The sequence below is a fragment of the Luteimonas saliphila genome, assembly GCF_016774335.1.
Taxonomy (GTDB): Bacteria; Pseudomonadota; Gammaproteobacteria; order Xanthomonadales; family Xanthomonadaceae; genus Luteimonas; species Luteimonas saliphila.
In genome coordinates this window covers 272,646-284,605 of sequence record NZ_JAETWA010000014.1, presented here as the reverse complement: position 1 = coordinate 284,605, position 11,960 = coordinate 272,646, and the positions used below count along the sequence as shown (strand labels likewise).

At 70.5% G+C, this 11,960-nt stretch carries 10 protein-coding genes; 2 read left to right on the top strand and 8 right to left on the bottom strand.

Translation table 11 applies throughout. From position 1 onward, the window contains the following. Positions 1 to 17: 17 nt before the first annotated feature. A protein-coding gene (locus JMO03_RS04245) for an IS5 family transposase (RefSeq protein WP_202840579.1) occupies positions 18 to 775 on the bottom strand; the annotation gives its coding sequence in 2 pieces (ribosomal slippage) (positions 18 to 460 and positions 460 to 775; 759 coding nt in all). Between the two features lie 98 nt (positions 776 to 873). Here JMO03_RS04245 and pilH point away from each other — a divergent pair. Then, complete coding sequence (pilH, locus tag JMO03_RS04240; RefSeq protein WP_202840576.1) at positions 874 to 1,272, top strand: twitching motility response regulator PilH; 399 nt, start codon at positions 874 to 876, stop codon at positions 1,270 to 1,272. A 142-nt stretch (positions 1,273 to 1,414) separates the two neighbouring features. Here pilH and JMO03_RS04235 read toward each other — a convergent pair whose 3' ends face one another. Both JMO03_RS04235 and JMO03_RS04230 read right to left on the bottom strand, forming a co-directional pair. Then, the gene (locus tag JMO03_RS04235) at positions 1,415 to 2,311 is read right to left on the bottom strand and encodes a DnaJ C-terminal domain-containing protein (protein ID WP_202840569.1); all 897 of its coding nucleotides are present in this window, start codon (positions 2,309 to 2,311) and stop codon (positions 1,415 to 1,417) included. 66 nt (positions 2,312 to 2,377) lie between these two features. Continuing rightward, the gene (locus JMO03_RS04230; RefSeq protein WP_202840562.1) at positions 2,378 to 2,836 is read right to left on the bottom strand and encodes an Hsp20/alpha crystallin family protein; all 459 of its coding nucleotides are present in this window, start codon (positions 2,834 to 2,836) and stop codon (positions 2,378 to 2,380) included. A 136-nt stretch (positions 2,837 to 2,972) separates the two neighbouring features. On the opposite strand from JMO03_RS04230, the gene JMO03_RS04225 reads away from it, so the two are divergent. Beyond that, on the top strand, positions 2,973 to 3,455 hold the full coding sequence (locus JMO03_RS04225) for a peroxiredoxin (protein WP_202840560.1): 483 nt from the start codon (positions 2,973 to 2,975) through the stop codon (positions 3,453 to 3,455). Positions 3,456 to 3,616: 161 nt separating this feature from the next. Here JMO03_RS04225 and pbpC read toward each other — a convergent pair whose 3' ends face one another. The 5 genes from pbpC to JMO03_RS04200 all read right to left on the bottom strand — a co-directional run bounded on the left by pbpC (position 3,617) and on the right by JMO03_RS04200 (position 11,959). Then, entirely contained in the window at positions 3,617 to 6,010 is a 2,394-nt protein-coding gene (gene pbpC / locus JMO03_RS04220) for a penicillin-binding protein 1C (RefSeq protein ID WP_202840557.1), read from the bottom strand. Positions 6,011 to 6,019: 9 nt separating this feature from the next. After that, on the bottom strand, positions 6,020 to 6,523 hold the full coding sequence (locus JMO03_RS21000; protein WP_337926356.1) for a sensor histidine kinase: 504 nt from the start codon (positions 6,521 to 6,523) through the stop codon (positions 6,020 to 6,022). Positions 6,524 to 7,328: 805 nt separating this feature from the next. Beyond that, positions 7,329 to 8,738, bottom strand: a complete 1,410-nt coding sequence (locus JMO03_RS04210) for a sigma-54-dependent transcriptional regulator (RefSeq protein ID WP_202840553.1) — start codon at positions 8,736 to 8,738, stop codon at positions 7,329 to 7,331. Positions 8,739 to 8,771: 33 nt separating this feature from the next. Continuing rightward, on the bottom strand, positions 8,772 to 11,198 hold the full coding sequence (locus JMO03_RS04205) for an ADOP family duplicated permease (protein WP_202840552.1): 2,427 nt from the start codon (positions 11,196 to 11,198) through the stop codon (positions 8,772 to 8,774). After that, complete coding sequence (locus JMO03_RS04200; protein ID WP_202840549.1) at positions 11,195 to 11,959, bottom strand: ABC transporter ATP-binding protein; 765 nt, start codon at positions 11,957 to 11,959, stop codon at positions 11,195 to 11,197. Before JMO03_RS04200 ends, JMO03_RS04205 begins: the two co-directional genes overlap by 4 nt. Position 11,960: the final 1 nt, after the last annotated feature.

Here is an 11,960-nt window from a genome sequence, read left to right as displayed (position 1 = left end):
CCTAGGGCCTGTTAACACTATCGTAGTGATTCGACGATCAATGCGAAGTGGATGAAGCCAGCGAACATGATGTCGAGCTTGTCGAAGCGGCTGAAGATGCGGCGGAAGCCTTTGAGCCGCCGGAAGAGTCGCTCGATCTCGTTTCTTCTTCGATAGATCTCGGTGTTGTAGCGCCAGGGGCTTGTTCGCAGTGGGTGCGGCGGCACGACCGGCTCAAAACCCAGGTCCAAGGCCAGTTGGCGTGTTTCATTGCCCTCGTAAGCACGATCCATGACGAGATGGCAGCCAGCCGGGGGTGTTGGCAACGTGCGCAGCAGGTCGCGGCCGGCTGGTGCATCGCCGGCTTGGCCGGGAGACAGTGAGAAGGCTAAGGCGCAGCGGGAATCCGCGGCAGCCATATGAATTTTGGTGGTCCAACCGCCGCGGGATCGGCCGATGGACTGCGGACCGTTTTTTTTCGCGCGCCGGTGCCATCGGGATGCACTTTCACGATCGTGCTGTCCAGGCTGATCGCCTCAAGCCGGATGCGCACCAGTTGCGCGGCCTGCATCCGCTCGAACACCCGGTCCAGCACACCGGCCTTGGCCCAGCGATTCATCCGGGTATAGATCGTGTGCCAGTTGCCGAAACGCTTGGGCAAGGCGCGCCATTTGCAGCCGTTCTCGGCGACAAACAGGATCGCGTTGAGCACGTGGAGGTTGCTCACCGCCACGTTGCCCCGTTGGCGGGGGAGGCAGTCTTCGATGATGGCGAATTGCGCAGGCGTCAGTTCCATGCGCATAAGTCTAGCAAATAGTGTTAACAGGCTCTAGCGCGGGCGTTGGCAACACCCACCCGACCGCTACAATCCGCCCATCCACCAGGGGAACAGGCATGGCGCGCATCCTCATCGTCGACGACTCTCCTTCCCAGTTGATGGGCATCCGCCGCATCGTCGAGAAGCTGGGGCACGAGGCGGTGACCGCGGAAGACGGCGCGGCCGGCGTGCGCGTGGCGAAGGAAACCATGCCGGACCTGATCCTGATGGACGTGGTGATGCCGAACCTCAACGGCTTCCAGGCCACCCGCACGATCAAGCGCGATGCCGCCACCGGCCATATCCCCGTGATCCTGGTGACCACCAAGGACCAGGAGACCGACCGCATCTGGGGCATCCGCCAGGGCGCCCAGGGCTATCTGACCAAGCCTTTCAGCGAGGCCGAACTGACCGAGGCGATCGTCTCGACCATCGGCCACGGCAGCGCGCCGACGGCGGAGCCCGACGCCGGTTGAGCCCGGCCACGCCGCCGGTCGACCATCGATCGCCCGCAGGTCGCAATCGGGAAGGATCCGCCGCGCATCACGGCGGCCACTGCCGTCGCGCACATGACATACGGACGGGTTCCGGGGACGGCTGCCCGTCCCGGAGCCTCGATCAGTCCCGGCGCCAGTCCACGAACGCGTCCCGGATGCGCTCGTAGGCTTCGCGCTGCCCGTCGTCGTGCGGCGCGGGCGCCTGGATCTCGAGCTCGACCAGCTGGTCGCCCGCGGCCGCTCCGCCGGGTCCCGGCAGGCCACGACCGCGCAGGCGCAGCTTGCGTCCGGCCTCCGAGCCCTGCGGAATCTTCAGCTCGACCTTGCCGCCCAGCGTCGGCACGCTCACCGTGGCCCCCAGCGCCGCCTCCCACGGGGCGACCGGCAGGGTGTAGATGATGTTGCGGCCGTCGACCTCGAACTGCGGATGCGCGGCGTACTCGATCTCCAGCAGCAGGTCGCCGCCCCGGCTGCCCTGCCGGGCGAGCCGGATCACCTGCCCGGGACGGATGCCCCTGGGCACGCGCACGTCGAAGGACCTGCCGTCGATGCCGATGCGCACGCTGTCGCCGCGATGGACGTTCTCGAGCGAGACCGCGAGCCTGGCGCGCGTATCGCCCATGCCCTGCGCGCGCGCCGACGCCTGCGGGCCGGGCCCGGCAGCCCCCTGGCGGCGGAACAGGCTTTCGAAGAAATCGCTGAAGCCGCCGCCCGCGCCGCCGCCAGCGAACACTTCCTCGAAATCGAATCCGCCCTGGCCGCCGCCGAATCCGGCCGGCGGTACCTCGTCGCCCGGACGGTAGCCGCCGGCGCGCAGCTGGTCGTAGGCCTTGCGCTTGGCCGGGTCGCGCAACGCTTCGTAGGCCTCGTTGAGGGCCTTGAACTTGTCCTCGGCGCCGGCTTCCTTGCTGACGTCGGGATGGTACTTGCGCGCCAGCCGGCGATACGCGGACTTGATCTCCGCGTCGCCCGCATTCGGCTCGACCCCGAGCACGCTGTAGTAATCCTTGAACTGCATGGTCGCTCCACGACGACGGCCCGCGATGCGGGCCGTCGCCAGTTTACCGGTGGAAGCGCGCGGCGGTCAGTGCGAGGTCGGGTTCCCGACTTGGATCCGGCGCGGCGTGGTCTCCGGCCTCTTCGGGATCACGATCTCGAGCACGCCGTTGCGGCCGTTGGCGGAAACGCCGTCGGGATCGGCGCTGTCGGGCAGCGCGAAGCGGCGATGGAAGCTGCCGTAGCGGCGTTCGACGCGCGAATAGCGTTCGGTCTCGGTGCTCGACTCGCTCTTGCGCTCGCCCTTGATCGAAAGGATGCCCTTGTCCATCTGGATCTCGATGTCCTGCGGGTCGATGCCCGGCAGGTCGGCGTAGATCACGAAGCGCTCGGCTTCCTCCTTGATGTCGACCCGCGGCACCCACTGCGCGGTGACCACGGCCGAGGCGTCGGTGTCCTGCTCGCCGAGGAAGCGGTCGAACACCTGCTTGATCTCATCATGCAGCGCGAGTTCCGAAGGGCGCTGGCGGTAACGGACGATGCTCATGTCTGCGGCTCCTGAAGTCTGGTGCGGCGGCGCGGCGGCCGCCATGCCCGCGATGTGTGAGCGTCGCCGGTCTTTTCAAGCCCCCGCCCGGGCGTGCGACGATAGTCACCGTTCATCCACCAGAGGCGTGCCCCCCATGACCATCCAGATCGGCGACCGCATCCCCGAAGTGGTGCTCAAGTACATCGACGACGGCGTCCAGGCCGTCGACACCCCCACCCTGTTCGAAGGCCGCAAGATGGTGCTGTTCGCGGTGCCGGGCGCGTTCACCCCCACCTGTTCCGAGCGCCACCTGCCCGGCTTCGTCGAGCACTTCGACGCGTTCAGCGAACGCGGCGTGCACGTGGCCTGCGTCGCGGTGAACGACCCCTTCGTGATGCAGGCCTGGGGCGAGAGCCAGCACGTGCCGAAGGGGCTGCGCATGCTCTCCGACGGCAATGCCGACCTGACCCGGGCGCTGGGCCTGGAGATGGACGCCAGCGGCTACGGCATGGGCGTGCGCAGCAAGCGCTTTGCGCTGTATGCCGAAGACGGGATCGTGAAGCAGCTGTTCGTCGAGGCGCCGGGCGAGTTCCGCGTCTCGGGCGCGGAGCACATGCTGGCGCACCTGCCCGCCTGAGGGCTGTCGCCGGCGATCCGTCGCGTGCTCGGCTGCCGGGCGTTCGCCGCGTCGACGGAACCCGACTCCACCCGTGGTGACGGCCGGCATGACGGACGCTCGATACCCCTGAACGCCAGGTCGGTGCGCCAGGGCCACATACGGCCACGGCGACAACCGCCTCAGCGCAGCATCCGGAACTGCACCGACGCCCATGCGCCGCTCTCGGCGAGCGCGGTCAGCCGCTGCGCGCCGGCCGTTTCGAAGGTGTGCTGGAATGCGGCCGCGCCACGCGTCTCGCCGATCCAGCGGCCGTCGAGCAGCCATTGCACCGGCGCATCGGACCCGATCGCGCGCAGCGACAGCCGGACGCCGCGTTCGCTGCCGGGAGGCCTGGCCAGCGTCGCGCCGTCGACGAGGCCCTCGATGCGCAGTTCCGCGACCGCGTCGCGCCCGTCGTCGGCGCAGTCCGGCGACAGCGGCGGCGGGCGCGAGGCGCGCCGCGTCGAAGCCGGCAACCAGGGCGAGGCCAGCGCGGGCCAGCGCGCGATCGCTCTCGCCTTCGGCACATGCGGCCGGGTGCAGTCGGCGGACAGGCGCAGGCCGGTGGTCGCATCCACGTCGAAGCGCTCCAGCCCGGCGCTCCACGAGCGCGCATCGCGCTCGGCGAAAGTCGGCGGAATCGCGCCGCCGAGCATCCAGGCGTCGAAGCGGCGCTGGCACAGCGCCGGCGGCTGCGCGTCGGCCGCGGTCCCGAGCGGCCAGCACACCGTCTGCCGCGCCACCTCCGCCGGCGGCGGCGTGGCCGGGTCGCCGCCGCGCGCACGCGGCAGGCTGTCGACCACTTCGAACAGCAGCGGCAGCGCGGTGATCGCGCCGTACTGGCCCGGCAGCGGCGTGCCGTCGGGGCGACCGACCCACACGCCGACGGTATGTCGCCGGGTGCCGCCGATCGCCCAGGCGTCGCGGAAGCCGTAGCTGGTGCCCGTCTTCCACGACACCCTTGGCCGGCGGCCGGCTTCGAACATGCCCTCGCGTTCTCCCGGGCGCAGGTTGGATGCGAGGATCTCGCGCACGATCCACGCCGCGCCGGGCGACAGCAGCCGCCGGTCGATCCGCGGATCCTCCGGCGAGTAACGCACGCGGCCGGCGATGCCGTCGCGATGCAGCGCGGCGTGCGCACCGACCAGGTCCTCCAGCCGCGCGCCGGTTCCCCCGAGGATCAGCGTCAGGTTCGGGGTCGCGCCGCGCGGGAACTTCAGCGAGATGCCGGCGTTGTCCAGGCGTGCGGCGAACCGCCCGGGGCCGACCCGGTCGAGCAGGTCCACCGCCGGCACGTTGAGCGAGAGCCGCAGCGCGGTCGCGACCCCGACCGGTCCGTTGAACGCGGTGTCGAAGTTGCCGGGCCGGTAGCCTCCGAACGACTGCGGCGCGTCCACCAGCAGACTTTCGGAATGGACCAGGCCGTCGTCCAGCGCCATGCCGTACAGGAACGGCTTGAGCGTGGACCCGGGCGAACGCCAGGCCCGCACCATGTCGACGTGGCCCAGGCGCGCGCGATCGTGCAGGTCGAGCGAGCCGACATAGGCGCGCGCCTCCATCGTCGCGTTGTCGACCACCAGCAGCGCGGCCGAGGTGCGCTCGGGAAGGGCGGAGAAATAGGCGGCCACGCGCTCTTCCAGCGTGCGCTGCAGGTCGGCATCGAGGGTGGAGACGATGCGCGCGTCGCGCGGCCGCGCGGCGCGCAGGCGCTGCGCGAGCAACGGCGCCGACATCGGCGGGCGCAGGCGCCGCGACACCACCGCCTCGACCTTCGCGTCGTCCACCTGCGCCGGCGTCCACACGCCCAGCGTCGCCATGCGCTCGAGCACCTTGTCGCGGGCGGCGCGCGCGGCAGCCGGATGCCGATCCGGCCGCAGCCGGCTCGGTGCCTGCGGCAGCACCGCCAGCAACGCCGCCTCCGCATGCGACAGGCGGGCGGCCGGCTTGCCCAGGTACGCCCAGCTCGCCGCTTCGACGCCTTCGATGGTGCCGCCGAACGGGGCGCGCTCCAGGTACAGCGAGAGGATCTCCTCCTTCGACAGGTGCGCTTCCAGCTGCAGCGCGCGCAGCATCTGCAGGAACTTGCCGCGCAACGAACGGGTGGACGCGCCCGGACCGCGGTCGAGGATCCGCGCGACCTGCATGGTCAGCGTGGAGCCTCCCGAGACGATGCCGTCGCCACTCGCCCACTGCCACGCCGCGCGCAGCACCGCGAGGGGATTCACGCCCGGGTGGCGGCGGAACCAGCGGTCCTCGTAGCCCAGCAGCGCCTCGAGGTACAGCGGCGACACGCTGTCCGGCGCCGCCGGATGGCGCCACACGCCGTCGGCGTCGGCGAACGCGCGCAGCGGCGTGCCGTCGGCGGCGACCACGAGCGTGCTGGTGTCGCGCGCCTGCGGCAGTTGCGGAGGGAATGCGAGGTCGAAGGCCAGCAGCGCCAGCAGCGCAGCCACCGCGCCCCAGCGGAACCACGGCAGCACCCGATGCCGCCGTCGCTTGCGCTGTCCCTGCCCGGCTTTCGTGGCATCGTCCATGTGGCGGGCTCACGCCTTCGTCGCGTCGCACAGCGGCAGCACGACGTCCGCGACCGTGCCCCGCATGTCGTCGCGCGGCCTCAGCGACAGGCGCCCGCCCTGCGCCTCGACGATCTGCCGCGACAGCACCAGCCCGATCCCGGAACCGCCCGGCTTGGTGGTGAAGAACGGTACAAACAGGCTGTCGCTCGACGGCAGGCCATGGCCGCCATCGAGAATTTCGATCCATGCCTGCCCGCCTTCGCTGCGCCAGCGCAACGCCACCACGCCGTGGGGGTCGGCCTCCAGCGCGTTGCGCACCAGGTTGATCAGCACCTGTTCGATCTGGTCGCCATCGGCCAGTACATGCGCCGGTTCGCCGGGTTCGAGCCGAAAACGTGCGTCCGCGAGCAACCCATGCACGCGACCGCAGAGCAGAGCGAGATCCAGCGGCCGGACCTGCGGCGGAGGCAAACGGGCCAACCGCGCATAGCCGCCGAGGAAACGTTGCAGCGCATCACTTCGCTGTTCGATCACGCCGAGGCCACCGCGCAACTCGTTCGCCAGCTCGTCGCTCCATTCCTCGCCGTCGGCCGGCAGCATGCGCCGGAGCGTATCCGACATCGACGCGATCGGCGCCATCGAATTGTTGATCTCGTGGCTCAGCACGCGCAGCAGCTTGCGGAAGGCCAGCGCTTCCTCTTCCCGCAGCGCGCGCTCCATCGGCTGCACCACCAGCAGCCTGCCCGCCTGGCTGCGGCTGCGCAGCGCCGCGTGGCCGATCTGCCAGCGTCCCTGCTGGCCGGGAAACGCGTGTGCGCGAATGCCGCCATTCGGCGTCCCGAACAATGCCGCGAGCCCGAGTTCCTCGGCGCTCCTTCCGAGCAACGCCTGCACGTCCCGCGCCAGCAGTCTTTCGCCGGCCGGGTTGACGACCCGCAGCCGACCGTCCTGCTCGAAGGCGAATACCGCGCCGTCCAGAGCGGCCAGCGTCTTGGCGAGCAGCTGCAGGCTTTCCTGCATGCCGCGCTGCTCATCCTGCAGGCGTTGCGCGAGCGCGTTGATGCGTTCGACGATGCCCGCGTGCGCGTCGCCGCGCGGCGGTGGCGCGCCACGCACGCCATAGTCGCCTTCGTGCAGCGCATGGAGCAGGTTGCCGATCGCGCGCAGCCGCTGGCCGCGGCCGCGACTCGGCACCCAGGACGCGACAAGGGTCAGGCCGACGACGATCAGCACCAGCAGCCACGCCGGCACGGGATCGGGAACGCCGCTGAGCAGCACCAGCGCCAGCACCACGACCGCCGGCAGCGCCGCCAGCAGTCGTCTCCGGTGTTCCGGTTCAATCCTCGCCATCTTGGCCGATGCCGTGCTTCTCGAGCCGTCGGTACAGGCTCTGCCGGGTGATGCCCAGCCGGTCCGCCGCCGCCTGCAGGTTGCCCCTCGCCGCGCGCAGTGCGCGGCGCAGCAGCCAGGCCTCGGCCTGTTCGAGCGTCATCGCTTCGATCGCCTGCGATCCTTCGCCCTGGGCCGCCTGCAGTCCGAGGTCCGCCGCGCGCAATCGCGGCGAATCGACCAGCAGCGCAGCGCGCTCCATCGCGTGCGCGAGTTCGCGGACATTGCCCGGCCACGGATACGCCGACAACGCGCGTTCGGCGTCTCCGTCCAGGGTGGGCTGCGGACGGCGGTAGCGAACGCACGCGACCGCGAGGTAATGCCTCGCAAGGGGCAGGATGTCCTCGCTGCGTTCGCGCAACGGCGGCACCACGATCTGGAAGGTGTTCAGCCGGTACAACAGGTCCTGGCGGAAGCGGCCCGCCGCCACCGCCCCGGCGAGATCGGTGTTGGTCGCGGCGACGATGCGCACGTCCACACGCTGCGTGCGCGCCGAGCCCAGGCGTTCGAATTCCCCTTCCTCGATCGCCCGCAGCAGCTTGGGCTGCTGTTCGAGCGGCAGGTTGCCGATCTCGTCGAGAAACAGCGTACCGCCATCGGCCAGCTCGAAGCGGCCCGCACGCTCCTGGCGGGCGTCGGTGAACGCGCCGCGCACGTGGCCGAACAATTCGGATTCGAACAGCGTCGGCGCCAACCCACCAACGTCTACCTTCACGAACGGCCGCGCGCGACGCGGCGACCACTGGTGCACCCGTCGCGCGAGCAGGCTCTTGCCGGTGCCGTTCTCGCCGAGCAGCAGCACGCCCGCGTGGCTGCCGGCGATCCGCCGCAGTTCGCCGACCAGGCGCTGCATCGACGGGGACACCGCGACGAAAGCGTCATCCGCATCGCGCAACGCCAGCGACTGCGCCTCGCTCAGCCGCCGTTCGCCGCGCCGGCTGCGCTCCAGTGCGATGCGGCTCTCCAGCACGTTCAGCAGGCGCGCGTTCTGCCAGGGCTTCTCGATGAAGTCCGCGGCACCGCGGCGCATCGCCTCCACCGCCAGCTCCACGCTTCCCCACGCGGTCATCGCGACCACCGGCAAGCCGGGGCGTTCGGCGGCGATGCCGGCCACCAGCGCCAGTCCCTCCTCGCCCGAGGTGGTGTCGATGCGGTAGTTCATGTCGACCAGTGCAGCGGCGAATTCGCCCCCTTCGCCGCGCAGCAGGCCGAGCGCCTCGTCGGGGGAACCGGCGCCCACGGCTTCGTATCCCTCGGTGCGCAACAGCATGCGCAAGGCTTCGCGCACGTCGGGCTGGTCGTCGACGACGAGGATGCGCGACGCGTTTCCCTTGCCCGTCTCGTCCGGAACACGCATGGCGCAAGTCTAGCGGCTGCCGGCGGGAATCGGTCAGTCCGCGCGCAGCGCCTGCATCGGAGGCACGCGCGCAGCGCGCAGCGCCGGCCCGAGGCTGGCGAGCAGGCCGGCGGTCGTGAGCACCACGAGCACGGTGCCGATGGCGACCGGATCGGCGGCGCCGACCTCGAACAGGAGGCTTTGCACCAGGCGCGACATCGACAGCGCTGCCGCAAGTCCGATCGCGAGTCCCAACGCAACCTGCGCCATCCCTTCCCGCAGTACCTGTCGCAACAGTCGTCCTGGCGGTGCGCCCAGCGCGGCGCGCACACCGAACTCATGGCGCCGGGCCTCCACCGCGACCGCCATCACCGCATAGAGCCCGACGGTGGCGAGCAGAAGCGCGAGCGCGGCGAACAGGCCGACCAGCAACAGGTTGAGCTTCTGCTCGCCTGTGGACTCCGCGACCACGGCCTCCATCGTCTGCACCCCCGAGATCGGCTGGGTCGGCGACGCCTGCGCGACGACCGCGCGGATCTCCCGCTCGCCCACGCCGGCACCGGGTTTCAGCCGCACCATGTAGTGCAGCGGGATGTAGCCGCGCACCAGTTCCCATATCTGTTCCGGCGCCTGCGCGAACGGCGCGTAGAGGATCGCCGGCGCCGGATGCGCCGGGCCGAACTGCCGGGTGTCGCCGACCACACCGACGATGCGCATGGGCGGCGCCCCGTCGAACGACAGCCGCACCGTCTTGCCCAGCGCATCGCCGTTGAGATAGGCGCGCGCGAACTGTGCGTTGACCACCGCCACCGGCTCGCGCCCCGCCGCGTCGGCGAGTTCCAGCGTGCGGCCAGACAGCAAAGGCAAGCCGATGGCGTCCGCGTAGCCCGGCCCGACCAGCCGATACTGCGTCGAGACCGTGCGGCCGTCGGGGAATTCGAAGCCCATGTTGAACTGTCCGCGCGTCGGCGCCACGTTGGCGACCGTGGCGGCCTCCACGCCCGGCAGGCGTTCGAAGCCTTCCAGGATGCGGCGGGTCTGTTCGAGCGTCGATGCCAGGTCCGGCTGCGATTCGCGCACCGGCGACAGCGCGAACGCCACGATGTGCCGGCTTTCGAACCCCATGGGCACCGACAGCAGGTGATGCAGGCTGAGCGCGAAAAGTCCCGCCCCGATCAGCAGCAGCGAGGCGACCGCAACCTGCGCGACCACGAGCGCCCGGCCGAGGCGCCCTGCGCCCCGGCTCCAGCCCACGCGCCCGCCCCCCGACAGTTCGCTCGTCAGCGAACGCGCGCGTCCTCGCCATGCGCCCAGCAAGGCACCGAGCAACGCGAACGCGACCGCGCACAGCAACGCGAATGCGAGGCTGGCGACCGTCAGTCCCGGCTCGCCGCCGCGCATCCACTCGGCGGGCACCAGGCCACCGAACAGGCGCAGCCCGGCCCAGGCCAACGCCAGCCCCGCAGCTGCGCCGCACAGGCCCACCAGCAGCGCCTCCGCCATCGACGGGAACGCCAGCCGCAAGCGCGGTGCGCCCAGTGCCGCGCGCACCGCGCCTGCGTGCGAACGCGACAGCGCGCGCACCAGCATCAGGTTGCCGAGATTGATCGCCGCGATCAGCAGCACGCAGGCGGCGGCGGCGAAGAACATCCAAAGCGTCTGCGCGCGCAAGGTGAAGAAGTTGGAAAGCGGCTTCGCGCCCATGCCTACGTTCTCCAGCCAGCGCAGGTCCTCGGCGCTCGTCCCGGGCTGGTCGGCATAGGCGGCGCGCAACAGCGGCTCGATCGCGGCGTCCATCTCCTCGATCCGCGTGCCAGGCGACAACCTGGCGACCAGGAGTTCGTTGGTCGCCATGTTGGTGCTTGTCGAGGCCGCCTGCAACGGCAGCAGGATGTCGAACCGGTCCGCCCATTGCAGGTCCGCCGGCAGTACGCCGACGATGGCCACGGCGCGGCCCTCGACCTGCAGGCTCGAACCGATCGCCGACGGATCGCCCCCGAACTGCCGGCGCCAGAAGCCGTGGTCGAGGATCACCGCCATCGGACCGTTCGGCTGGATCTCGTCATCGCTGAAGTTGCGCCCCAATGCCATCGGCAGGCCCAGGGTCGGCAGGAAGCCGCCGTCGGCGAGCAGCGACGGGACCACCTCCGCGCTGTCGCCGACGGCGACGTTGCTGTTGCGGGTGAAACCGGCGACCAGGCCCATGGACTCCACGCCGTCCAGGCGCCGCAGCGCACTGCGGTATCCCGGCGCCGCGCTGGCGTAGCCTTCGACGAATTCCGCACCCAACATCGCCAGGCGCTCCGGCTCCGGATAGGGCAAGGGACGCAGCAGCGCCCTGTCGAGCAGCGCGAACACCGAGGTCGCCGCGGCCACGCCCAGCGCCAACGTCAGCGACGCCAGCGCGAAGTAGCCGGGACGCCGCAGCAGCGCACGCCACGCCTGCCCCAGCTCCGCGAACAGCACGTCCGCACGGGTCATCGCGGCGCCTCCTGCCCCGGCACGGGGATGTCGCGTTCGTGGCGCACGCGCTCGAACGTGTCCTCGTCGACGATGCGGCCGTCGAGCATGTGCACGATCCGCTGCGCGCGTCGCGCGAACGCAGGATCGTGGGTCACCATGCACAGCGTCGTGCCGCTCTCGTGCAATTGTTCCAGCAGTTGCATCACGGTTTCGCCGTTGCGGGTGTCGAGGTTGCCGGTCGGCTCGTCCGCAAGCAGGATCGACGGATCGCCGACCAGCGACCGCGCCACCGCCACGCGCTGCTGCTGGCCACCGGACAACTGGCCGGGGTAGTGTCTGCCGCGATGGCTCATGCCCACCAGTTCCAGCACCTCGCGCACGCGACGCCTGCGCTGGTCGGCGGGAACGTCGTCGCGGTAGGTCAGCGGCAACGCCACGTTCTCCTCGACGTTGAGGTCGGCGATGAGGTTGAACGCCTGGAAGATGAAGCCGATCTCGCCATTGCGCACCCGCGAGCGGCGGCGCCCGTCCAGTCCCGCCACATCGTCGCCCTTGAGCAGGTAGCGGCCGCCGCTGGCCTGGTCGAGCAGGCCGAGGATCGACAGCAGCGTCGATTTGCCGCAGCCAGACGGTCCGGTGACGGCGATGAATTCGCCCTGCGCGATGTCGAGCGCGATGTCGGACAGCGCATGGGTTTCGATCTCGTCGGTATGGAACACCTTGCGCACGCCGTCCAGGCGGATCAGCGGCGCATCGGCACGGGCGGGAGTTGCGGTCATG